General features: G+C 40.2%; 19 protein-coding genes and 1 pseudogene. 10 read left to right on the top strand and 10 right to left on the bottom strand.

The features are described from left to right. Positions 1–4: 4 nt before the first annotated feature. From ABIB39_RS13745 to spt, 4 genes are all read right to left on the bottom strand, one after another. Positions 5–2,128 (bottom strand): hypothetical protein, encoded by a 2,124-nt coding sequence (locus tag ABIB39_RS13745; RefSeq protein WP_354430733.1) that lies wholly within the window; start codon positions 2,126–2,128, stop codon positions 5–7. Positions 2,129–2,275: 147 nt separating this feature from the next. Further along, positions 2,276–3,598, bottom strand: coding sequence for an inositol-3-phosphate synthase (locus ABIB39_RS13740; protein ID WP_354430732.1), 1,323 nt, complete (start codon positions 3,596–3,598; stop codon positions 2,276–2,278). A 232-nt stretch (positions 3,599–3,830) separates the two neighbouring features. Continuing rightward, the gene (locus ABIB39_RS13735; protein ID WP_354430731.1) at positions 3,831–4,949 is read right to left on the bottom strand and encodes a GNAT family N-acetyltransferase; all 1,119 of its coding nucleotides are present in this window, start codon (positions 4,947–4,949) and stop codon (positions 3,831–3,833) included. Positions 4,950–5,014: 65 nt separating this feature from the next. Continuing rightward, positions 5,015–6,226: a serine palmitoyltransferase gene (gene spt / locus ABIB39_RS13730; protein ID WP_354430730.1), complete on the bottom strand. Its 1,212-nt coding sequence runs from the start codon at positions 6,224–6,226 to the stop codon at positions 5,015–5,017. A gap of 342 nt (positions 6,227–6,568) precedes the next feature. Here spt and ABIB39_RS13725 point away from each other — a divergent pair, with 342 nt between their 5' ends. From ABIB39_RS13725 to ABIB39_RS13710, 4 genes are all read left to right on the top strand, one after another. Further along, positions 6,569–7,948, top strand: a complete 1,380-nt coding sequence (locus ABIB39_RS13725; RefSeq protein ID WP_354430729.1) for a TolC family protein — start codon at positions 6,569–6,571, stop codon at positions 7,946–7,948. A gap of 60 nt (positions 7,949–8,008) precedes the next feature. Then, positions 8,009–9,139, top strand: a complete 1,131-nt coding sequence (locus tag ABIB39_RS13720) for an efflux RND transporter periplasmic adaptor subunit (RefSeq protein WP_354430728.1) — start codon at positions 8,009–8,011, stop codon at positions 9,137–9,139. Positions 9,140–9,199: 60 nt separating this feature from the next. Further along, positions 9,200–12,379, top strand: coding sequence for an efflux RND transporter permease subunit (locus ABIB39_RS13715; protein ID WP_354430727.1), 3,180 nt, complete (start codon positions 9,200–9,202; stop codon positions 12,377–12,379). A gap of 398 nt (positions 12,380–12,777) precedes the next feature. After that, a complete protein-coding gene (locus ABIB39_RS13710; protein WP_354430726.1) occupies positions 12,778–13,332 on the top strand; it encodes a hypothetical protein in 555 nt (184 codons plus the stop codon). A gap of 143 nt (positions 13,333–13,475) precedes the next feature. Here the strand turns inward: ABIB39_RS13710 and ABIB39_RS13705 are convergent, their stop codons facing one another. Continuing rightward, on the bottom strand, positions 13,476–14,669 hold the full coding sequence (locus ABIB39_RS13705; RefSeq protein WP_354430725.1) for a pyridoxal phosphate-dependent aminotransferase: 1,194 nt from the start codon (positions 14,667–14,669) through the stop codon (positions 13,476–13,478). A 215-nt stretch (positions 14,670–14,884) separates the two neighbouring features. On the opposite strand from ABIB39_RS13705, the gene ABIB39_RS13700 reads away from it, so the two are divergent. Genes ABIB39_RS13700 through ABIB39_RS13685 form a run of 4 tightly spaced genes read left to right on the top strand, consistent with a single transcriptional unit; the run spans position 14,885 to position 18,169 of the window. Next, a complete protein-coding gene (locus ABIB39_RS13700; RefSeq protein ID WP_354430724.1) occupies positions 14,885–15,859 on the top strand; it encodes a cation diffusion facilitator family transporter in 975 nt (324 codons plus the stop codon). Further along, complete coding sequence (locus ABIB39_RS13695; RefSeq protein WP_354430723.1) at positions 15,852–16,298, top strand: NUDIX domain-containing protein; 447 nt, start codon at positions 15,852–15,854, stop codon at positions 16,296–16,298. Before ABIB39_RS13700 ends, ABIB39_RS13695 begins: the two co-directional genes overlap by 8 nt. Further along, complete coding sequence (bioA, locus tag ABIB39_RS13690) at positions 16,295–17,560, top strand: adenosylmethionine--8-amino-7-oxononanoate transaminase (RefSeq protein ID WP_354430722.1); 1,266 nt, start codon at positions 16,295–16,297, stop codon at positions 17,558–17,560. The genes ABIB39_RS13695 and bioA overlap by 4 nt, the downstream gene beginning before the upstream one ends. A gap of 3 nt (positions 17,561–17,563) precedes the next feature. Continuing rightward, positions 17,564–18,169: a hypothetical protein gene (locus ABIB39_RS13685; RefSeq protein ID WP_354430721.1), complete on the top strand. Its 606-nt coding sequence runs from the start codon at positions 17,564–17,566 to the stop codon at positions 18,167–18,169. Between the two features lie 73 nt (positions 18,170–18,242). Here ABIB39_RS13685 and ABIB39_RS13680 read toward each other — a convergent pair whose 3' ends face one another. Both ABIB39_RS13680 and ABIB39_RS13675 read right to left on the bottom strand, forming a co-directional pair. Continuing rightward, on the bottom strand, positions 18,243–18,890 hold the full coding sequence (locus ABIB39_RS13680; protein WP_354430719.1) for a DUF4412 domain-containing protein: 648 nt from the start codon (positions 18,888–18,890) through the stop codon (positions 18,243–18,245). A gap of 67 nt (positions 18,891–18,957) precedes the next feature. Further along, positions 18,958–19,968 (bottom strand): annotated as a pseudogene (locus tag ABIB39_RS13675) (ComEC/Rec2 family competence protein); the annotation flags it as partial. A 124-nt stretch (positions 19,969–20,092) separates the two neighbouring features. Here ABIB39_RS13675 and ABIB39_RS13670 point away from each other — a divergent pair. Further along, positions 20,093–22,171: a tyrosine-type recombinase/integrase gene (locus ABIB39_RS13670; RefSeq protein WP_354430718.1), complete on the top strand. Its 2,079-nt coding sequence runs from the start codon at positions 20,093–20,095 to the stop codon at positions 22,169–22,171. 19 nt (positions 22,172–22,190) lie between these two features. On the opposite strand, the gene ABIB39_RS13665 is transcribed toward ABIB39_RS13670, so the two are convergent. From ABIB39_RS13665 to ABIB39_RS13655, 3 genes are all read right to left on the bottom strand, one after another. Then, positions 22,191–23,156, bottom strand: a complete 966-nt coding sequence (locus tag ABIB39_RS13665; protein WP_354430717.1) for a hypothetical protein — start codon at positions 23,154–23,156, stop codon at positions 22,191–22,193. A 107-nt stretch (positions 23,157–23,263) separates the two neighbouring features. Beyond that, the gene (locus ABIB39_RS13660) at positions 23,264–24,238 is read right to left on the bottom strand and encodes a fibronectin type III domain-containing protein (RefSeq protein WP_354430716.1); all 975 of its coding nucleotides are present in this window, start codon (positions 24,236–24,238) and stop codon (positions 23,264–23,266) included. A 40-nt stretch (positions 24,239–24,278) separates the two neighbouring features. After that, positions 24,279–24,752, bottom strand: coding sequence for a hypothetical protein (locus ABIB39_RS13655; RefSeq protein ID WP_354430715.1), 474 nt, complete (start codon positions 24,750–24,752; stop codon positions 24,279–24,281). 487 nt (positions 24,753–25,239) lie between these two features. Between ABIB39_RS13655 and ABIB39_RS13650 the strand changes: the two genes are divergently transcribed. After that, positions 25,240–25,488, top strand: coding sequence for a helix-turn-helix domain-containing protein (locus ABIB39_RS13650; RefSeq protein ID WP_354430714.1), 249 nt, complete (start codon positions 25,240–25,242; stop codon positions 25,486–25,488). Positions 25,489–25,506 lie beyond the last annotated feature (18 nt).

The raw sequence follows: 25,506 nt of genomic DNA, 5'->3' as shown, positions 1-25,506 counted from the left end.
GTTGTTAATAGCTTTCTAATTTTAAAATAACAATTTCATGGTTGCTCTTATCAACAGCAGTTACTGTTTTTTTGATTAGATTTTTGTTGTTAAATAAAGTCTTTCCAACTCCTTGAACTGATAAACTGCTACTGGCAATCATAAAATCAACAGTTTTATTTATCCAAGCATCACTCATTTGGGATGATAGGCCGGTGCTTATGTTGCCGGGATTTAATTTAATGTTTCCCATACTTCCTATCTGCTTTGCCTCGTTAATAACAATTTCTGTTGGGTTTGTTAAACCGCCTTTAATATACACACCGTCAAAGCCATTGTTGCTTGCAATTTTTGATTCGTATTTTACAAACCCGTTACGTTGTAATAAAGCATCTGCCAGTTGCTCTGTTTTGGTGCCTGTGGCATCTCCAAATTGTACGATATCATCAACCAGATTTTTCAAAGTGCTTTCTGTAGGAACTATGCGTAACCCAAACTTATTAACTAAGTAACTACTTATATTCGACAGGGTTTTATCAGCTGGCTTTATGGTTTTTAAAGTTATTAAAGCGGCGTGGTCAAATACACTAACCGCCATTTTAACCAGGCGAAGCTCTTTGCCAACTTTGATCGCTTTATAAGCAACTTTACCGGCGGCATTTACCAATGGCACTGCCTGTACAGACACCTTAACCCATTTGCCAGCTGTAGATACCCAGCCGACAACGGGTATAGCAGCAGCTACACTTAAAGCACAATTAATTTTATCGCCTTCAATAAAATAGATCCCGCCATTTATTAAATCAGCTGCATCACCTATAACAGGTACAAACCCGGCAACGTCCAGTATAAAATGTATTTTCCCTCCTAAAACATTCCAAAATGCGGTGGTATAAATTTGTACTTTCGTCCAATCAGGATGCTGGTATTTTAAAACTTCTGCTTCCCTTATACAATTAACAGATATCAACAACCCGACTCTTGACATGATGATGGGTCCTCCCGCTATTGGGTCACCACTTTCTATTTGATCTATAATTTCCGGGGAGTTTATGAACTCGGATAGTACATTAGCATAAGTAAATGTTGCACCTGTTTGCGGATCGGTATAAATACTCGCTCCGTCGATGCCGGGAGGAATTGGCAATACAGAGCCGGTCAATGGCGGAACACTTGGTACCGGCACTGGCCCGCAAGGTAGTACCCATGAATAACCCAGGGGAGCCGGATAATTTGGGACTACATAGTTTGGATCGGGGTTGTAATTTGGTGGATAAACAGCGGGGTTAGGGCTGGAGCTACCGGGGATACCGGCACCTCCTCCGCCGGTTCCTCCCGAGCCGCTGCTTCCTCCTGTTGGTGGGGTCGGCGGATCACAATTTGTACAGTCAGGCGGAATCCATGAACACCATGCTTTAGCACAATATTTAAAGCACATATCGCAGGATGTTGCTGAACAAGGTGCCTGCTTAGGACATTCACCATTGGCTATAAGAAGGCAGTAGGGCTGAGTTGGAATAATATCCCCATTGTTTTCAATGTTTTGAATTTCGCCTGAGCTATTTGTCCGCTGTTTTTCAATGGGATTAGTATTAGCAACAACCTGCCCGTTAGCGTAGCTATAATATCTCAAGCTTTTTCCATCCCAATCCCGTATAGATATCCCACCCGAATAAGTGTCCCGATTGCCAAAAAGCCAGGATGAATCTGGTTTGAGCATAACCCATTCGGCATGAATATTTTGCAGACTGTCTTTATACATGAACAAATAATTAAGGCTTGCCAAAGGAAGGAAAGCCTTAGTAGTATTGGTGACTTCAACGTAAACGTCGCCAAAATCAATTGGGATTTTTACAGCCTCGCCATTTGAAAGAAGTTGACTATAAGCGTAGTCCCAAAGTGGCTGCTTATCTTTTATCATTTCTTCAGGCGAAAATTCGTGTGCGGAAACTGACGATGTCTTTGTTAACTTATCAGAGCGTTTTAGATTTTTATCGAAATACTTTCGGGCTTCATCTATTGAAAAATTATTTTTAATAACTGCCGAATGGGGTTGTAGCAGGTCTTTTTTACAGCCTTGTAGCATAAATAGGCACAAGAGCACCAAGTATGCTATAGCTTTGCCGTTATAGGCAGGTGGGTTTTTCATTATTGCTTAGTTTAGGTTTGAAGCAATAATAGGAAAATATTGTTGATTAATGCGTATAGGTTAAATTAAACCTAAAACCTGTAAAATAAAAAAACTGATTACCGCCCGTAAAGGCAGTAACCAGTTTTAATGTGTTTTGTTATAAAATTACTGACCGGCGAACATATCGTCATAATAGTCAAGGCCCAGATGCGTGATCAGGTCTTCGCCCATTAAGTAACGTAACGTATTTTCCAGTTTGATCAATTGTTTGAAGATGTCATTCTCGGCATGTAAACCCGGCGCGGTTTGCGGCGATTTAAGGTAGAATGATAACCACTCCTGGATGCCGCTCATGTTAGCACGTTTAGCCATATCGCAAAATAAAGCTAAATCTAAAGCGATAGGTGCCGCCAAGATAGAGTCGCGGCAAAGGAAGTTGATCTTGATCTGCATTTTGTAGCCTAACCAGCCAAAAATGTCGATGTTATCCCAGCTCTCTTTGTTATCGCCATGAGGCGGGTAGTAGTTGATACGGATCTTGTGGAAGATCTCGCCATAAAGTTCCGGGTTATCCTCGGGGCGAAGAATATCTTCTAACACACCTAATTTAGATACTTCCTTAGTTTTAAAGTTATCCGGGTCATCTAATACCAAACCATCGCGGTTACCCAAAATGTTGGTAGAGAACCAACCGTGTACACCTAACGACCGTGCTGCAAGGCCTGGTGCCAATACAGTTTTCATTAAAGTTTGGCCGGTTTTAAAATCTTTACCTGCAATTGGTGTTTTGGTGATCTTAGCCAGTTCTATCATGGCAGGGATATCAACCGTTAGGTTAGGGGCACCGTTAGCAAATGGTACACCAAGTTTTAATGCCGCGTAAGCGTATATCATGCTTGGCGCGATACGTTTGTCATCGTCTAACAAAGCCTGCTCAAATGCGGCAAGTGTTTGGTGGATCTCAGAACCTTCGAAGTAAACCTCGGTAGAACCACACCAAACCAATACAACGCGGTCTAAACCGTTGTCTTTCTGGAAGTTTTTGATGTCTTCCATAACTTGTTGTGCAAGTTCGTGACGGGTACCTGTTTTAACGTGTGTACCATCAAGGTTTTTAGCGTAGTTTTTATCAAAAGCCGCCTTCATAGGCACAATTGATTCTAAACCTTCTCTAACAGAATCTAACAGGTCGCGCTCAAGTACTTTAGCGTTTACAGCTGCTTGGTAAACGTTATCTTCGTACACATCCCAGCCACCAAAAACGATATCGTTCAGGTTAGCCAATGGTACAAAATCTTTAATTTTTGGATGGCGTTCTTCGGTACGTTTGCCTAAGCGGATGCTACCCATTTGGGTTAATGAGCCTATAGGCTGTGAAATGCCTTTTTTTACAGCTTCAACACCGGCAATTAGTGTAGTAGCTACTGCGCCTAAACCGGGTATTAAAATACCTAATTTACCTTCTGCAGGTTTAATGTTAATTTTCATTACTTACTGTTGTTTTTAAAGGATAATGCCACCCGTCACAAGCAGTTTATAAGACTTGTGATAGGTTATTTAGTTTATTGTTGCTTTTTATAGTAGTGATCGCTCACGGTTACTATCGTAGTATTACAATTAAAGCCAATAGGGGAGCCGTAATTGTGTGGCAAAAGAATATAAATTTTTGGTTGAAAATTTATAAATGTATAAAGATTACAGGCAAATGAAGATTGGCCAACTATATCGCCTTTTCGTATATCCTGTACGTTTTGTACTGCTCGCCGCCAATGGCTTCAATGGCACGGTTTACCATGTCATTGTTTTCAAGCGTCCAAGATGCTTCGGCATATTTTAAGCCTTTGCGCCTGTATTCTTTAATAATGCTGCCGTATAACGATGCCTCGATGCCCAGTTTACGGTACCCATCAATTACGCCTAAAAGCATGATACGGATTCCGGTTACCTTCTTTTTATTTAATAATAATTTGAAGATACCTGTAGGCAGCAAGCGGCCTTTTTTAATCGTTTTCAGGATCTGGTTAATATCCGGTATGGCTACACCAAAACCTACAATTTTACCATCCTGCTCTGCCACGAAGGCAAAATCGGGGTCAAGTATCATTTTAAGGTCTTTAGCGGTATAATCAAATTCCTCGTTGGTCATCGGGAAAAAGCCAAGGTTTTTATCCCAGGCCTTATTATACACATCGCGCAGGGCATCGGCCTCTTGCTTAAAGTTTTTAAGGTTTATTTTGCGGATAGCCACATTGCTGTTGCGTTTTAAACGCTCCTGCAGCATATCCAGCATTTTTAAAGATTTATCATTGTAGTTCTCGCCATCCCAGTACCAGGCCAGCAGGTCCGTTTGTTTTTTAAAACCGGCAGTTTCTAACAGGGTTATATAATATTCCGGATTGTAGGTCATCATCACCACCGGCGATTTATCAAACCCTTTTACCAATAAACCGCATGTTTCGTTGGTAGACGGATTAACCGGCCCAATGATATTTTGAGCGCCTTTTTCTTTAACCCATTTAGTAGCGGTATCAAACAGAAGGTTAGCGGTTTCCTGGTCGTTTACACAATCAAAAAAACCAAAAAAACCATCGTTCACTTTGTTAAAGCTATTATGGTTTGTATTATATATGGCTGCTATGCGGCCTACTATTTTATCGCCATCGTAAGCCAAAAAGGTTTGTAATGACGAGTGCTTGTGAAACGGGTGTGTGGTTAACAGGTCCTTTTGGGCAATAAACAGTTCCGGTACGTAAAGCGGGTCGTTCTTATACAGGTCATGCGGGAAATCAATAAAAGAAGCGAGGTCTTTTTTTGACTGCACCGGTACAATTCTTTTCATTTATGATGGTTGGGATTAATAACTGCACCGTGCATGCACGGTGCAGTTACATATATTTTAAAGAGTTATATATTTTCTTTAACAGCATCGTTGTTTACGCCTACAACCTTAAATGCTTGCACCAGTTTTTCAACAGCTTCGTCAATTTGCTCAAACGTGTGGGTTGCCATTAATGAGAACCTCAATAAAGATGAGTCTGACGGTACAGCCGGCGATACCACAGGGTTTACAAATACGCCTGCATTTTGCAAGTGCTTGGTAACCGCGAAAGTTTTAAAGTTATCACGTACGTAGATAGGTAATATCGGGCTTTCGGTAGGGCCAAGGTCAAAACCTTCGTCCAGTAAAAGCTTCATGGCATAATTTGTATTATCCCAAAGTTTCTGCATCCTTTCAGGTTCAGATTCAATGATATTTAAAGCAGCAATAACACTCGCTACAGAGCCCGGAGGCATACTTGCGCTAAACATTAAAGAACGTGCACGATGTTTAATGTAATCGATAGTGTCGGCATCGGCAGCAATAAAACCACCTAACGATGCTAAAGACTTGCTGAATGTGCCCATAATAAGGTCCACATCATCGGTAACGTTAAAGTGAGATGCTGTACCGGCACCATTATGGCCAATTACACCCAGGCTATGGGCGTCATCTACCATAATGTTAGCACCAAATTTTTCGGAAAGCTTAACTATCTGTGGTAATTTAACAATATCACCCTCCATGCTAAATATACCATCTACCGCAATCACCTTCACAGCTTCTTCGGGCAGGATACTCAGCTTGCGGGCCAGGTCATCCATATCATTATGGGCATATTTAATAACTTTAGAAAAAGACAAACGGCTGCCATCTATGATGCAGGCATGGTCATATTCGTCTAATATCAAATAATCGTTACGGCCGGTGATGCATGACAGTACGCCAAGGTTTACCTGGTAACCTGTACTAAATAATACGGTAGCCTCTTTCCCAACATACTGGGCAAGCCTTTTCTCTAACTCAATGTGAATATCCAGTGTGCCATTTAAAAACCGGGAACCTGCGCAGCCTGTTCCGTATTTGTCAATAGCCTGTTTTGAAGCTTCTTTTATAAGGGGATGGTTAGTTAGCCCCAAATAAGAATTAGAGCCAAACATTAAGACTCTTTTATTATCGATAATTACTTCAGTATCCTGGGCAGACTCTATAGGCCTGAAAAAAGGATACAGTCCCTGTGCCCTGATCAAATTTGCATCTTGGAACTGGGCAATTTTCTCGTGTAACTTTTTAACCATTTATAAACGCTTCTTAAATTTTTCGTAAAAATACCATGAATAAGCTTACAACTTGCATGGAGAATGTAAATTTTTTACACACTACCTTAATAGTATGTTAATATACTTCCAACAGGCAAATTAATTAAAATTTTTATTTAATTGCTATCATTATTTTGTAATTGTTTGAAATTTATTGAAAATAGCATCAATTATCATTCAAATATCCTAATTACGTAATAATCCTGTTGTCGATTTTTATTTAGGTTAGATAAATAAGATATTCGGCATTCCTATTAGTTACACAGAAAATAACGAGAAACCTTTCTCTTTTATTTTCGTTTTTGTTGCATCTACTCATTTATGAAAAAGCTACGATACCTATTCATTTACAATATACTACTTTTTTCGCCGGTAGTGTTATTTGCCCAGGCCCCGGCCGATACCACTACAGCTGTAGTAAACTTAAAACAAAGTATTGAATTTGCCCTGCGCAACCAGCCACAATTAAAGCAGGCTAATATCGATGAACAAATTAACGAACGTGATATAAAAATAGCATTATCGGCATGGTTACCGCAAATAAACAGCAGCAACCAGTACCAGCATTATTTTCAAAGGCCGACTCAAATTGCAGCAGGTACATCTACAGGCGGCACGGGGACAGGTACCGGGACCGGTACAAGCCAACAGAACTTAGCCATAGCACACAATGTATCTACAATAGGGGTTAATGCCAGCCAAACTATCTATAATAATGATGTGTTGCAGGCATCTCGTGCATCCAAATACTCCAGGCAGTATTATAAACAAAATACCGAGAGCAGTAAAATAGATGTAGTGTCTGACGTGAGCAAAGCGTTTTACGACGTGTTATTATCACAGCGCCAGCTGGATATTATAAAGGAAGATATTGTAAGGCTGCGCCGTAGTTTAAAGGATGCTTACGCGCGCTACCAGGCGGGTGTGGTTGATAAAACAGATTACAAGCAAGCTACGATCGCATTAAACAATTCGCTTGCATCGCAAAAACAAACACAGGAGGCTATTAAAAGTAAAACCGCCTTGCTTAAACAAATAATGGGTTTCAACCCTGAAAAAGGATTAGCGCTTACTTACGATTCGGCACATTTAACATCGGAGGCGGTTATTGATACGAACCAAATGTTAAATTACACCAACCGTGTAGAATACCGCCTATTGCAAACCCAAAAGAACTTGTTAAGCTTAAATATATCTTATTACAAATGGGGTTTCTTACCATCGTTGTCCGCAACTGGCGGTTACAGCCTGGCTTATTTTAACGATAGTTTTTCTAAACTGTATAACAACGGGTACCCAACATCATTTGCGGGCCTGTCGTTAACTTTCCCGATTTTTACGGGTGGTAAACGTTTGCAAAACCTTGCCAAAGCACGTTTACAGGTAGAGCGCAGCGACCTTGACCTGATCAACAGCCGTAACACTATTAATACCGAATATGCACAGGCACTGGCAGATTATAAAAGCAACTACAACAACTGGATAATCCTGAACGAGAACGTCACATTGGCGAAGGATGTATATAAGGTGGTTGACCTGCAATACCGGGAGGGTATCAAAACTTATCTGGATGTAATTGTATCGCAAGCCGACCTGCGTACCGCGGAGCTTAATTATTATAACGCGTTGTTCCAGTTGTTATCCAGCAAGATAGATCTGCAGAGGTCGCTGGGTACGTTACAACCTGAAACTGTACAATAATATATTAAGTTTTATTGAATTAATAAGATAACCACGAACATCACTCGACACACACTCATAATGAAAAATAGATATACCTATTGCATCGCCGCCATCGCATTAATAACCATATCGTCATGCGGTGACAAAAAACCAAAGGATGCCGCCGCCGCTTTGCCGCCTACACCTGTAAATGTAGTAGAGGCCAAAAAATCTGACGCCCTTTATTACGATAAATACCAGGGCACTGTAACCGCGCTTAACTCTGTTGAACTGCGCAGCCAGGTTGGTGGTTTTATCACCGGCATCTTTTTTAAAGAAGGTGACGTGGTAACTAAAGGCGCCCCTTTGTACGAAATTGACCGCCGTAAATATGTAGCTGCCTATGATCAGGCCAAAGCAAACTTGCTTAGCGCCAAAGCAAACTTAAGCAAAGCACAAAAAGATATCGACCGTTACAACATGTTGTTAAAGGCAGACGCTGTGGCCCGCCAAACGGTTGACCAGGCTACCGCTTCTTTTGAAACCAGCCGCAGCCAGGTTGCTGTGGCACAGGCCGGGGTAGCATCGGCAGCTACCGATCTATCTTACGCGACCATCAGGGCGCCGTTCACGGGCCGTATAGGTATTTCACAAGTAAAATTAGGCGCTCAGGTATCGCCGGGTACTACCTTGTTAAACACCATATCAACAGGGAACCCAATTGGTGTTGATGTGGTAGTAAACGAACAGGATATTAACCGCTTTTACAAACTACAGAAAGCAAGTACAGACACCACCTTTTTACTACAGACTGCCGATGGCCAAACCTTTAACAAACCGGGCAAGGTATTCGCTATTGACCGTGGCGTTAGCGACCAGACAGGTACAATTAAAGTAAGGGTGCAGTTCCCTAATGCTGATGACCAGCTAAAAGACGGCATGAGCTGCGTATTACAGGTATTGAATGATGACTCGGGCGACCGTGTACAGGTGCCCTACAAAGCTATTACCGAGCAAATGGGCGAGTTTTTCGTGTTTGTATCTCAGGATACCATTGCTAAGCAGGTTAAGGTAAAATTAGGCCCCCGCATACAAAGCAACGTAGTTATTATGGAAGGTGTTAAACCGGGCGAGAAGATCATCACCGAAGGTTTCCAACGCTTACGCGATGGTGGTAAAATAACGCTTGGCCCTCCGGCTGCAGCGCCGGGTGCTGCCCCTGCAAAATAGTTTAAGGGATAATTTTAAAATGGGGCCCGCCCCAAATATTTTAAGCAAAAGACATATATAATGATCGCAGATACTTTCATAAAACGCCCGGTAACCGCTATAGTAATTTCACTGGTTATACTGATCGTTGGGTTGCTGGCCATGTCGAGCCTGCCCATAGGGCAATACCCCGAAATTACACCGCCTACCGTACAGGTAACTGGTACCTATACCGGTGCCGATGCCCTAACGGTTGAGCAAACCGTTGCCACCCCCGTAGAGGTACAGGTAAACGGTACTCCCGGTATGACCTATCTGCAAAGTAACAGTACAGGTAACGGCGCCATGAGCATGACCGTTAACTTTGAAGTTGGTACAGATATTAATAATGCCGCGCTTGATGTGCAGAACCGTGTAGGTATAGCCCTGCCAACCCTGCCGCAAGAAGTACAGCGTTTGGGTATGATAGTACGTAAGCGTAACCCAAGTATTTTGATGCTGGTGGCCATGTACTCGCCAAAAGGATCGCACGATGTTACGTTTACAGACAACTATACCAACGTATTTATTAAGGATGCGCTATTGCGTACCAAAGGCGTGGGTGACGTGTTTACGCGTGCCGATGACTTTAGTATGCGTATCTGGCTTAAGCCGGATAAGTTGGCTGCCCTTAATATGACATCGGCAGATGTTACGGCTGCCTTGGCCGAGCAAAATGCCCAGGTAGCTGCAGGTACGGTAGGTGCTACACCGCAAATGAAGGGGCAAACCTTTGAGTATTCGGTATTGGTAAAAGGCCGTTTAACTAATAAATCGGAATTTGAGAATGTGGTGGTTAAAACTATACCACAAACTGGCGCTGTAGTACATTTAAAAGATATTGCACGTGTAGAGCTGGGTAAGTTTAATTACGCGGGTAACTCGTTTGTTGATGGTAAAAGGGCATCATACCTGTTAATATACCAGGCACCGGGCAGTAACGCTATCCAAACTGCCGATAATATAACCGCTACTATGAACGAGCTTAAAAAATCGTTCCCGGCAGATATCGATTTCGTAGTTCCGTTCGAGTCGGTTACTGTGGTAAAGGTATCATTGCGTGAGGTTATCGAAACTTTGGGGATTGCATTACTGCTGGTAATTGTGGTGGTATTCTTGTTCCTGCAAAACTGGCGTACAACACTTATCCCGGTACTGGCTATCCCGGTATCTATTGTGGGTACCTTCATCTTTTTCATTCCATTAGGGTTCACCATTAACACGCTTACCTTATTCGGGTTTGTACTGGCAATTGGTATTGTGGTAGATGATGCAATTGTGGTTGTTGAGGCCGTACAGCATTATATGGACGAAGAGGGCATGTCGCCCAAAGATGCAACGCACCATGCCATGAAAGATATTTCGGCACCGGTTATCGCTATCGCATTGATCCTTGCGGCGGTGTTTGTACCGGTAGGTTTTGTGCCGGGTATTGTTGGCCGTTTATACCAGCAGTTCGCGATAACCATCGCCATATCGGTACTGATCTCGGCTTTTGTGGCATTATCACTTACACCAGCATTGTGTACCATACTATTACGTCCGCATAAAATTGACGAAAAATCAACCGGCTTAAATAAGTTATTCTACAAATTTAACCAATGGTTTGACCGGGTTACCGGCCGTTACCGTAACACGGTTGATAAGGGGATCAAAAACTCTAAATTCGTTGTAATTATATTGGTTTGTATTGTCATAGGGACAGTCCTGTTATTCAGAAGCAAACCATCGGGCTTTTTACCTTTAGAGGATGAGGGGCGTATCTATGTTACTTATGATTTACCTGAGGGTTCATCAACCGAGCGTACTGTAGCGGTGTTGCACGAAATGATGGATACGCTTAAAACCGTAAAGGCTATTAACCATTACGCGGCATTAGGTGGATTGAACGCGGTTAACTTTGCTACCAAAAGTAACAGTGCAACCATATTTGTGCAGCTTAAACCTTGGGAAGAACGTACAAAAGATGAAGACAAACTAAATGGTGTTATCGCTTTGATACAAAAAAAACTGGCCAAATTTAAAGAGGCCAGCGTGGTTGTTATATCTCCGCCGGCCATCCCGGGTTTAGGTAACACGGGCGGGTTCTCGTTCATATTACAGGAAAAAGAAGCAGGTGGCGATATCAAGAACTTTGAAAAGGTACTGAACACCTTTGTAGCCGCTGTTAATAAACGCCCCGAAATTGCAAAAGCATTTACTTTCTTTGGAGCGCATACACCGGCTTATCAGTTAACCATAGACAGGGAGAAAGCCAAAAAATTGGGCGTCAAGATCTCGGATGTGAACGCCACCCTGCAAACTTACATGGGTAGTGCTTACGTAAACGACTTTACCGTTTACGGCCGTAACTTTAGGGTAGTGGCGCAGGCCGATACAAATTACCGTACCAATATTGCCAATATAGGCCAGTACTTTGTACGTAACGAGGCAGGTGCTATGGTGCCTTTAAGTACTTTAACTAGTTATAAGGTTATCGAGAACGCGCCACTAATTTCACACTATAACCTGTTCCGTTCTGCTGAGATAAATGGTAGTACCAAACCGGGCTTTAGTAGTGGCGACGCCATTACAGCTTTGAAAGAAGTTGCTGCCGAAACATTGCCGCAGGGTTATGGGTACGAGTTTTCTGGCTTAAGCCGCGAAGAATTGTTATCGGGTTCAAAAACCATTTACATATTTGCCCTTTCTATAGGCTTTGTGTTCCTGTTCCTTGCTGCGCTGTACGAGAGCTGGTCGGTACCATTTTCGGTATTGCTGGCCGTGCCACTGGGTGCATTTGGCGCTATCTTGTTCTTATGGTTTAAACCAAGTTTAACAAATAACGTTTACGCGCAAATTGGTTTAATAACGCTGATAGGTTTGGCGGCCAAGAACGCCATCCTGATCGTAGAGTTTGCGAAGGAACGTGTGGATAGGGGCATGAACCTCGAGAAAGCAACCCTTGAAGCCGTAAGGCTTCGTTTAAGGCCGATCATTATGACGTCGTTGGCGTTTATATTGGGGGTGCTACCGTTACTGTTTGCATCAGGCGCAGGTGCCGAATCCCGCAAAACCATTGGCTGGACCGTGTTTGGCGGTATGCTTATGGCAACATCGCTTGCCATATTTATAGTGCCGGTATTATATTACATCATCACTAAATTCTCTTATGGCGACGCTAAACTCGCCGAAATGGAGAAGGATTATAAACCCGACGCGGAGACGGACCCCCAATCATGATTTCACAAAGCCCTCGTTTAACCAACGGGGGCTTTTTTTATTAAATTTTATCGCACAGATAAAAATGGCATGAAAAACGGATGAAATTTAGGGTGATAAATAGATGTAATATTGTCAATTGTCCTATTAATTATTGCCAATAATACCATTCTATAATCTGCTAATATGTCATGATGTTATTAACAAATGTCGAAAACGTAAATTTAATACAGCTTTTTTAGGACAAATAATAAGCAAAAATCTCGTTGACTATCAGCACGTAAGCCTTCCCTTGTTTTGTCATACCAAATTTTATGACGGTATAAAAACAATGATTTGAGTGTTTTTTGCACAATGGCAAAGTATTTGAACAAGGCGATGTATAACAATTAATGATTGTATTACAAAAAAACACAACAATGAAAAAAATGACAAAATTAATAGCAGCAGCATTTACAGTAGCAGCTCTATTTATCGGGACAAATGTTAATGCACAAACTATCGGAAGCGGTTTACGTTTCGGTATAGGTGTAGAAGGTTTATTACCAACTGGTAGATTACGCGATATTTCAAATGTAGGTGTGGGTATTACACCGCGTTTACAATATGGCGTTGCAGATAATATTGGCCTTACCCTAACATCTGGTTATTTAAACTTTTTTGGTAAAGAAGTTGAAAACTCAGGTATTAATCGCAAATCATATGGCATGATACCAGTTAAGGCCGGTATTAAAGCATTTGTTAACAAAAACATATATTTTAGCGGTGAAGTAGGTGCTGCATTTGAAACATCAGGTTATGCTGAGTATGAAGGTGGCCCTGATCGTGGTACTAATACAAAATTATTGGCATCACCAGGTGTAGGTTGGGCTAACAAATCATGGGATGTAGGTGTTCGTTATGAAAACTATTCTGGTCAAAGCAATAACTTTGGCGCTATTGGTCTTCGTTTAGCTTACGGTTTCGGTTTATAATATTCCGGTATTCTACTTAACAGAAAGCCCCTCGTCAATTTGGCGAGGGGCTTTTTTATGCTTCTGTCTGAATAGGAATTTAGAGAATTAAACAATTACTGAACAGCTGAATTCGACAGAATCAATCAATTATTGATTGGGGTTCAGACCAATTTAGCCAGCGCTTCTTTTATCCTTTTTACAGCCTCTATCAATTTATCTTCGGCGGCGGCGTAAGATATACGGATCGACTTTTTATCGCCGAATGAATCACCGCCCACCGTTGCAACATGTGCTTCTTCCAATAAGAAAATACTTAGTTCATCAGCATCGTTAATGGTTTTACCGTTAAAACTTTTACCGAAGAATGAAGTAACGTTAGGGAAGAAGTAGAAAGCGCCATCGGGCAGGTTAACACTAACACCCGGTATCTCTTTTAATAAACCGTAAACAAGGTCGCGGCGTTTTTGGAACTGTTCGCGCATTTGATGTACCGTTTCTAAACCACCGGTGTAAGCTGCAACGCCGGCTTTTTGGGTGATTGAACAAGTACCCGATGTTATTTGGCCCTGGATCTTATCGCAAGCGGCAGCAATTTCGCTGTTAGATGCGGTATAACCAATTCTCCAGCCGGTCATGGCGAACGCCTTAGACCATCCGTTAACTATCACCACGCGGTCTTTAATGCTCTCGAACTGGGCGATTGACTCGTGTCCGCCAATGAAGTTGATATGTTCGTAAATCTCATCGCTCAGGATGTAAATCTCCGGGTATTTTTCAAATACTTTAGCAAGGCTCGCCAACTCTTCTTTGCTGTAAACACTGCCCGTAGGGTTACATGGCGAAGAGAACATGAACAATTTAGTTTTCGGTGTGATGGCAGCCTCTAATTGCTCGGCAGTTATTTTAAAGTTGCTTTCAACAGTGGTGTCGATAAAAACGCTAACACCTTCGGCAAGTTTTACGATCTCGGAGTATGAAACCCAGTAAGGGGTAGGGATAATAACTTCCTCGCCGGGATTAACCAAACACAAAACCGTGTTGGCAAGGGCTTGTTTAGCACCGGTAGAAACTACAATTTGCGTATCTGTATAATCCAGGTTGTTTTCGTTCTTCAGCTTACCAGCAACAGCCTTGCGCAGGTCAGGATAGCCGGCAACAGGGGTATAGTAAGTAAAGTTCTTATCCATAGCTGTTTTTGCGGCCTCTTTAATATGCTCGGGAGTATGAAAATCGGGCTCTCCAAAGCTAAGGCTTATTACATCTACACCTTTAGCAGCCAATTCGCGGCCCATTTTAGCCATTTTAATGGTTTGGGATTCTGACAGGTTGTTTATCCTGTTACTTAATGCGCTCATATTGTTGTTTTTGTTGATGCGGCAAATATAGAAAATTTGTTTGCACACCTTTTGCGATATCCTATAAACTATATCTATTATGTATTGAAGGATAAATTACCAATGTGTTACAATAAAATAAATGGTGCCAGACTAATTCAACCCAAACATGTTACATTTTAACCGGATGTAAAAGTTAAAAATCGTAAGTTTGGCCTCTCTAAAAAGGTTAGGTTTTGAAGGAGCATAAAAGGATAATTTTAATGTCGCTAATTACCGGGGCAGTCCTCATGGTGATGAAATTTGGCGCCTATTTTTTAACAAACTCCAATTTTGTTTTAACTGACGCCGCCGAAAGCATTGTGAACGTGGTAGCAAGTTCGTTCGCGTTCTTCAGCATTTACCTGGCATCGCAACCACGGGACGAGAACCATCCTTACGGCCACGGTAAGGTTGAGTATTTTTCAGTGTTTATTGAAGGTGCGCTTGTTGGTATAGCAGGTCTTATCATCATCATCAAATCTACCTACAGTATTTTTTATCCCGAGGTAATTCACGACCTGTTACTGGGTGCTGTGATTATAGGCATAACCGGTACTATAAATGGCGGCTTAGGGTACTATATGATCCGTAAGGGGAAATCGCTGCATTCTATTACTATAGAAGCCGACGGGCATCACTTGCTAACTGATACTGTTACCAGCAGCGGCCTGGTTGTTGGCCTGTTGCTGATACATTTTACAAAGATACTTTGGCTGGATAGCGCGCTGTCTATACTTGTTGGTGCGTATATTTTATATATGGCTTATAAGCTTATCCGAAGGTCGGTAGCCGGGTTAATGGACGAGACCGATTTTATTATTGTAAGTGATGTAGTGCGGGTTTTAGGCGAACAACGCCGCGAAGAGTGGATAGATATCCATAATCTTCGCGCCCAAAAATATGGTAACGAACTGCATATCGATTGCCACCTTACGTTACCCAATTATTTCGATTTGAACCGGGTGCACGAGGAGGTTAAACTGGTAGAGCAATTGGTAAATAAAAACGCCGGAATCGTAACCGAATTTTTTATCCACACCGACCCGTGCCTGCCGTATTGCTGCCACTACTGCAGTATGCCTAATTGTCCCATCAGGAGTGAGGCCAAAACAGAGGATATCCCCTGGACGATGGATAAAGTGATGCGCAACAAAAAGCACTATGAGTAAGAAATTTTTCAACGTACGGGTTTATGGGTTGCTTATAAACGATGCTAATGAGGTATTGATCAGCGATGAGCAAGAATACGGTATGCAATTCACCAAATTCCCCGGTGGGGGATTGGAGTATGGCGAAGGATTGATCGAAGGCCTTAAGCGCGAGTTTATTGAGGAATGTGATACCGAAGTTGAAGTGATCAGCCATTTTTACACGACCGATTTTTTTGTAAAATCGGCCTTTAACGATTCGCAGATCATCAGCGTTTACTATCTTGTTAAAGCAGTTTCCGATTTACGTTTTAATACAAAAACGGAGGTGTTTGATTTTGAGGGAGAGGGTGATATTCTACAATCTTTCCGTTGGGTAAAGTTGAGCGATCTTACCGTTGATGCCTTTACCTTCCCAACCGACCAATACGTTGCCGACCTGTTATTAAAAACAATATGAGCTTAGCCGAACGCGATCTTAAAGTTATCTGGCACCCTTACACCCAAATGCAAACGGCACAGCCGCCAGTCCCCATTGTTAGGGGCGAGGGCACCTGCCTGTACGGCGAGGATGGTAAAAAATATATCGATGCCATATCATCCTGGTGGGTAAATATTCACGGCCACTCGCACCCATACATCGCCAAAAAAGTTGCAGAACAATTAACAGTTTTGGAGCATGCCATATTTGCGGGCTTTACCCATCAAGGCGCGGTTGAACTGGCAGAGCGTTTACTGACTATCTTGCCAAATAACCAGGCCAAGGCTTTTTACTCGGATAACGGCTCTACCGCTATCGAAGTCGCCATAAAGATGTGCCTGCAATACTGGCATAACAAAGGCGAGCAGCGTACTAAGATAATGGCGTTTAAAAATGCTTATCATGGTGATACTTTTGGCGCCATGTCGGTAAGCGGCCGAAGTGCCTTTACCGCAGCTTTCGACAGCCTTTTGTTTGAAGTTGAGTTTATTGACTTACCAACCGCCGATAACATTGAGGCGCTGAAAGCTCAGATCTCGGATCTCAAATCTCAGATCTCATCTTTTATATTCGAGCCATTGGTGCAGGGCTCAGCAGGGATGATCATGTATGAGGCGGAATACCTGGATGAGTTATTGGCCCATTGCAAAAAAGAAGGTGTGCTAACAATTGATGACGAGGTGTTCACAGGCTTTGGCCGCACCGGGAAACCTTTTGCATGCAACCATCTGCAAGCACAGCCGGATATCATGTGCTTTTCTAAAGGGCTTAGTGGTGGTACTATGGCTTTCGGGCTTACAACCTGTACGCAGGCAATTTACGATGCTTTCTTGTCTGATGATAAAATGAAGACCCTTTTTCACGGGCATTCTTACACAGCCAACCCCATAGCGTGTGCGGCAGCACTGGCAAGTTTGGACCTGTTCCTGGAGCCAACAACCCAACAAAATATTGACAGGATAGCTACTATGCACATGGTTTTTGCAGAGAAGGTTAAAGGCCATAAATCCATACGTACCACCCGCCAAACAGGTACCATACTGGCACTGGAATGGGAAACGGGTAACAATACATCTTACTTTAGCGGCTTGCGAGATAGGCTGTACCATTACTTTTTAGACAAAGGCATAATTATGCGGCCCTTGGGTAACATTATTTACATTTTACCCCCATATTGCATAACTGATACCGAACTCGATTACATTTACACCACCATTGGGCAAGCCCTTGATGAGATCTAAACTATGGAACTAAACACAATATTACCTCAGATAATTGCCGATAACCAGCTGCACGCGCGTTGGTTAAATACACTATCGCTAATGGAGAACACGGGTGCCCGTAAGATCTCTGCAAGCGAAGACCCGGCTACGGTTACATACATCATACTAAAACACGCTGCCGAAGAACATCGCCATGCGTTCTACCTAAAAAAGCAGATAGAAAAAACAGGTAAAGAATTACCAACCTATGCTGCGCAATACCTGATTGCCCCCGCGTTCAGTAAATACTATTTGAACCAATTGGATATCGATGTGTGCCGTTACCTGAAAAAGGAACTGCACCTAACGGGCGCCGAACTGCGTTTTGCGGCCTACCTTTTAGTAACCTATGCCATTGAAGTACGTGCCGATGAACTTTACCCAATTTACCAGGACGCGCTGGATGCGGTAAACAGTAAAGTCAACGTAAAATCTATTATTTTAGAAGAAGAAGGCCACCTGGAAGAAATGATAAACCAGCTGCAAAAGTTCTCGCCGGATTGGGAGGGCCACGCGCAAAAAGCCGTTGATATGGAAACCCGCCTGTTTGGGCAATGGGTTAACAGCCTTTCATCAGAATTGAATTAAGATCTCGATCCACATAAAAAACAAAGCCCGATAGTCTACAACTATCGGGCTTTAATATTATAAAACGGTTGGCTTAGTTACCGCCGCCGCTCATTGATTTTAAATCATCCATCGTGATCTTGTCGAAATCAGCAGGAACGCTGAAAGTGCCTTTAGGTACTTTTTGCTCAACAATACTTTTAATGGTTACTTCAGATGCTTGTCCGTTTTGAAAAGTTACATACTGGATAGGGAAACCACCGGCTTTAGCATAAAATTTAGATGCTGAATTTACCGGCAGTGTTACGTCATTGGTAACCCATATGTCGTATGATTTGCTGGTTTTAGGATCGGTTGCGATAACTTTTTTGCAATTGAAGCCATTGATCACCTTGGTTTCGGTGCCGGGTTTGAAATCAAACATTGGCATTTTAGACATTGCTTCTTCAATTTCTGCAGGTGTAGAAATAGCTGCCTTTTTCATTGAGGCAGCGGCTACATCAACCAATACGGCCATATAAGTGCCTTTTGAATCGGTTAAAACCTTAATGTTTGCCGGGCCGGTGGTAAAAGAAACAGCAGACGAATCTACGCTGAAGTAATTTTTCGCCTCGATAGCCTGTCCCATAGCGTTCATGCTGATGGTAGCAACACCTTCTTTATAAGCTTTTTGTGCGCTTGCGCTCATAGCTGTTGCGGTAAGTGCAATACCAAAGGCAACAGTAAATAGTTTATTCTTCATAGTTTTAATTTAATTGATACAATTTAGTGTGTAATTAATTCGTGTGCAAGCTTTTTAGGATATTTTTTTAATATTCATGCTGATTAGATACGATACTGACCGATTTGTTACGTTTTAGTATCTTGTAATTAACGCTGATCCCTTTTACATTTTCTTTAAATTTTTCGATGTAGTTATTCGAGTTATCGGCGTTAATAATAACAGTTCTGTCTCTTAACATCGGGGTATCTAAAAATGTATTATTACTCACTACTAAATATTTAATACCTGTTTGCTGCGGGATAGACTGGATATTACTGCCATCGTTTAATAACAGCAGTTTTTTATTTTCAAACACTACAAGGCCACCCTGTTTTACCAGCCAGGGCAATTTAACTGCGTCGGCAATATTGTAAACTTTATAAACGGTTATCCGGCTGCTATCTAATCCCGGTTGTATGGCGTACTGAAAGTTCTTGTCCGTTTCGTGCAAGTCGGTAATTACCACACCCCGGCTTCCATTCTTAAAAACGATGCCCGTGTGTTTGCGCAGGTTAAGAAATGTAACGGAACTGGTTTCATCGGCCCTGAACTTTTTAAAGCTTATACTTATACTGAACACCAGTGTACAAACCAGCGTGGCTTTTATCCTCCACTTCCGTTTATCATGCAGGTAATAAAATAGCAGGATAATTATTGCGTACAGTAACAAGTGTTCAGGCTTTGTAAGGCAGATCTTGCCAATGCTTGCATATGGAGATTGTTCTATAAAAGCCAGCACTTTGTGCATCAGCAGGATGCTCTGCTCCAGTAAATAACCCAGCGCTAAGGATACATAAGGTATCTGTGGCAGCGATAAAAGCAGCAGCCCGCTATACATGATAACAAATATGGGGATGGTGATTAACAGGTTACTTACTAAAAAATAAACAGGGAACTGGTGGAAATAATACGCGCTTAGCGGGAAGGTAATTACCTGCGCCGCGATAGATACCGAACACGCCAGCCATACTTTATCTGCAATGTTATTTTTGAAGGTGAACCATTGATATACGATCGGTTGGAAAATCACCAGGCCGCCAACAGCAAGGTAGGAGAGCTGAAACCCGACGTATGTATAATTTTATTATCTTTGATTTATAGTCGAAAATTTAGATTTGTAATAAAGTTATCAACAACAATTGCCTGATTTAACCTATCAATCAAGACACTTTCGAGACACCATGAAACCAAGTATCATATTTAAAAACAAGAATGGCGGTGAAGAATACTATGCCTATGTTAAGTATTCAGTGACTGAAGACAATAAGAAAAAGGTCAAACTTCAATCATTGAACAAAAACTTTCGATTAAGTCATATTAACTGGGGCGGTAAAAATGAAAGAGAAAAAGGAAAATTAGAGGTTCTACGTTCACAAGGTCAATATGTAAAATCTAATATTGAAGATGCTGAAAAGGTTAATCTATCATTCTCACTTGAATTAGAACGGATCACAAGGTTAAGCCATAACAATGGCGTGTTGACCAAATATGATTTTTTAGGGTTTTTGCAAAAGCAGATTGATGAACTGATGGTACTTAAAAAGTACGGTACCCGCGATAGTTACATAACACTGCAGAAAGACCTCACAGCATTTTTAGTAGATAATGGTCGGACCCGAATGTTATTTCCTGATGTCACTACACAGTTTGTTGATGACTTTGAAACTTACTTGACCGGTGTTAGGAATTTAAAGAAAAGTACTATCAGTGTACGTATGTATAAGTTTAAAGCAATTTACGAAAAGGCGATTGCTAAAGATATTTACCTACCTTCTAAAAATGTCTTTTACAAAAGAAAGTTCGAAGGTAGTAAAACTGATAAAGGCTTCTTGTTACCAGAAGAAGTTGAAAAACTGATAACATCAAAAGCTTTGACTAACCCCGTACGTGGACACTATCAGGAATTTGATAAGAACGGCTGCCTGTCTTTACAACCCATTGAGAAAGCAAGACTGATGTTTATCACTCAAATATTTTCAAATGGTATGAGAGTATCAGACATTCTTTTTTTAAGATGGAACAATCTAGATTTTAGAGATAAACATCCGCAGATTAAATACAGGATGTACAAAACCAAGGAAATGATGGGTTTCAATCTTACTAATAATCTTATCTGGCTACTACAACACTTCGTTGATACTGATGACAGATTTGAGGATGAATTCCGACCAGCAGAAAAAGTGACCTGTCCAAACTGTGAATCTGAAAATATTATCTCTGGTGGACATTACAATAACGGTAATGGAATTAAACTCACACTTCGATGCAAAGATTGTAACCGTACTTTTCAGAACGTCAATAAGACTGAAAGAAAGCCAGTGATCCTAACCGAAATGTTAAGTTTCAATTTAGAACAATTTGATGATGGTTCTAAAAACTTACCGATTGATTTAAGAAGGTCAAGATTAGAACGGTCGCTACCTTTAAAAACATCGTTGTATCAGAAGTTTAAAGACACTGGATACATCTATTTTAATGAACTGAACAATGAGATACTTGAATTAGAAAACATCATTGAAACCAGTACTATTAAGTATTTGGTGTTTTTTGACCTTTTAAGAAATGACAGGTTAGACATTACTGATGAAGAAAGGAACGATTATTATAGAGCATTTTATTCCTACTTTGAAAATAAGCGCCGGATCAAAATTGATGATTATTTTAACAAATATTACCAAGACAAATCAGATGAGCGATTAAACACTTTCAATGCCCATAAAGAAACTTTTGTAGCGTATTTGGAAACATTGAAGCGTATAAAACTGCGTTATATCAAAAGTAAGAATGAACATCTGATTGCGGTATTTGATAAATATTCAAGCACAAAACCCAACTCATTTATATTTCAGATGCTGAAAGATGAAGATTTCAAAGATGTAAATCAAGAGAATGATTTTCATAAAATTTCTCCTGAACAGTACCTTAAATATATGAATCAAAGTAAAAGGTACAATGAATTATTGAAGAAAGTAAGAACTCACTTTGACTTTAAGATACCAATTTCAACACACACGGCCAGATACACGTTTACTTACCTTATGGTTGAAAAGAACTTTGACATCTACACCATCAGTAGGTTGTTAGGTCATTCGTCTGTGAGTATTACAGATAGGTATCTGCCAAGATATTTAGCCCATAAGGCTAATCAGTCAATGGCTAGCTTAAATGATAGCTATGATATTGAAAATATCAGGAAAAAGGATTCAGTTGATAACAAGTCAATCAAGGGTTCAATCACTTATGGTAAGAACTTCTTATAATTTACAATAAGTACATAAATTACTTTTCAAGTAATACAGCAATAAATACAAGAGGATTAATGTTTTCTACAGGCTTGCTGCCGTGTTGAAGTGCAGATGTTAAGTCGTTTTTTGAAAAGCCTTCGTCAAATCCAAAAGATGTTTTGGTTTCCCAATATTCAAATATGTCAGAAAGGATACTAAAATCAACTTTTCTGTAAAACGATATATTGTATTTCTGATTCTTGTAAACTATTGAGGTATCAGATTTATTTGACTTTAAAACTTGGTCTAAATTTGAATTTTTAAAAATGTCTTCAACTAAATCGGTTCTGTCTGTTTTATTAGTTATTTCTCCAGTGCTTAAATTTCTGCTTAAATTCCAGTAGCATAGGCCTTTTCGGTATTTATAAATTGTTTGAAATTTGTTTTTATTATATTCCGTGTAATTCATTATAACGGTACCATCTAACAATCCGTTTTCAGTTAAATTACCTTCGATAACATAATTTGTGTTTGGTGGTACAAACATTTCATCTGAATCATATGAATATAAAAAATGACCAACCAATTTATTTGCCGCAAAATTAACCAAGGATTTCTTTACTGCCCTTCCCGTTTTTGATAGCAAAATATCTATCCACTGTCCAACCTTTTCTCCATTGACATACGAACCTGAAACAGTTTCGACAGAACTTTTACCTTTCGAGATTCTTGTAAAAGTATATTTCCACAAACCCTGTTTTAAATCTTGGTGAAACTTGCCCGAAACTTTTGTAATTTCTTTATAATCATTTGTGATACTCAATGTTTGACTGAACGAAAATGGACCTTCATAAAATCTTTCATAGTCTTTTTCGTAATAGGTATAATCTGCTAAACCATTGTCGTATTTGCCGTGAAATGTCTTTAGGTTTTGTGCTTCACAATTCAAGAAAGATACAATGGCGAATGTTATAATAAGTGGTGCAATGATTTTCGATAATTTATTTAAAGATAGTTTCATTGTGTAATGTTATCGTTGAACATCGAAGATAGTCTTTTAAATTATTTTAACTTAAATTAAAAGGGAGGTGCACTTTTTTATTATATACTTCTGAAAAATAAATGCAATTAAAGAAGTGTAACTACAGAAATTGTAAAAATGAATTGTAAAATCGCAGATGTAATGCTGCCTGCCATCAACGATTTAACCTTCATAATCGTTGAAGAAGAAACGGAATTCACTTTACTAATTTCACGTATTGTCAATCCTTTTCGTAAACCTTTCATAATCTGCAAAGATTTAGGTTTTTCTAAAAATGATTTATCATTCTCGATTGATCCACTTGGCCTGCCTAATTTTCCTCCAATTGCCTGATAATATCCATATTGAACCATAAGACTGGTGTTTTTAGCACCAGTTCCTATCGCCGTGGAAGTCGCCAAAAATGGAGTACTTCCCGCCCATGGTTCAGTATAAGTTTGACCTGTATATTTTAAAGCAGTTCCGGTACTACCTGATTGGTCACTGGATGGAATAATTAAGCCGTGAACTTGATTATTAATATAACCCGGATCACCTGATTGAAGAAAGTAGGCTATTTTACCGCCTTGATAAGATTGACCTATAGCAAGTCCAAATACATTGGCTGTGTCAACATTCGAATAGTTGGTTGAACTCCCGGCTGTATTGTAAGCATATACCCTATAAGAATATTGTATGTTAGGAGATACCGTGCTATCAATAAAACCAATAACATTAGTTCCTACCGTTCCGACCAATGTAAAGTTAGTCGATAGCGTTTTTCTTTCTATTTTAAACCCTTGTTCTGTGGTCGAGTTATCAGTCCATGATAAATAAACTTTATGATAGGAATATTTTGAATTACTTACAGAATCGACTATCAAACTTGAGGGTGCTAAAGGAATTGTTATTGTTGGTGTAGTAGGATTGGAGTTTTGACCTTGATTATTAGAACTTGTTCCCGGGTCGCTACTTTTACTACATCCTATTATAGAACCTATCCCAATTAAACTAATTAATAATGTTGTTTTGTACTTCATTTGTGGGATAGACGTACTTATCCCGATTTTTGATAATGACATTGTTTATAAGGTTTAGTTGTTTGTAAATGAACTTTATGGATTATGACTTTTTTACTGCTTCACGTATTAATAGAAATGAAAACACAATTAGTGCTATCGAACCAATAACTGGGTAAACCCCATCCATAATAAATGAGACTAATATTCCTAAAATAATACATGAGGAATACACCGGGTTTAATTCTGTCAGCCAGGCAGCAACTGGACGACCTTTATCTCGAAACCGTTGACCTTTTATCATTCTTTGAGATTGTTCTTCCTGTTCCCGTTCTAATCTTAAACGTTGCAGCTCGGCCTCATTTTCGTTATTGTCGCTTGCTTGTACCCGATTAATGACATCAGTATTTATTTCAGGAACTTGATTGTTAGCATTAGTCATACTTACAAATTGATTTTTACATCGACTGCTACAAAACCATTTGCCTGATGTAGTGATCCAATAAGTGCCCCCTAATTTTAATGATTTTTCGTGGATTATATCTCTACCACAGTTTTCACAACTTCCGTTAAACATGATTTAATGATTTTATTTAATAATAAGTTTCTTAATAATGATTTGACAATTTAGATCACCAAAACAGCTGATAGAATTCTCCATATTCATAATGCTATTATTAAACTATGTTAGAGAAATTATTATACTCACTTTCTGTCAACCAAAAATTATACTTATCGCCATTGTGTAGCCATATCGTAGTGTAAATCTTACCTGATAACATACGAATGCCTCTAACCATATTCACTATAAGACAGCAGTTTATAATACCGGACACGACCCTTGAAAATCCTTTGATATACGAGATATTTTTAATGTGTCTACGTTGAATTTTAGTAGTGCTTATTAATCCTTTGATGTTTACTTCGCTATCTGAAACGAAGATTTTTCCATTGTTAAATAATTCCATGATTTTGGTTGAGATATAATTTTATTGAGCTAAAATAAGGCAAAGTTATCATATATGATAACCACAAGTGGACTTATTATTTACAATTTCCCCACAATGGAAGTGAGGAAAAAAGATGATGTTGTTTTCTTGAAAAAATTGGGAGAACGAATATCTACCTTACGTAAGCAGAAGGGAATGCTCCAAGTTGAATTAGCTTCGCTTTTAGATATTGAGAAGTCGAATATGAGCAGAATTGAGGCTGGTAATACAAACCCTACAATTTTATTATTAAAGAAAATTTGTGTGGTTTTAGAGGTTAATGTTGAAAACCTTCTTAAAGATTTGGATTACGAATCTTTATAGCATACCAAATCTCCTATT

Origin of the sequence: Mucilaginibacter sp. UYP27, from assembly GCF_040547175.1 — a bacterium.
Classification (GTDB): domain Bacteria; phylum Bacteroidota; class Bacteroidia; order Sphingobacteriales; family Sphingobacteriaceae; genus Mucilaginibacter.
Note: the sequence above shows the minus strand (reverse complement) of the source record. Positions and strands in the feature narration are given on the sequence as shown.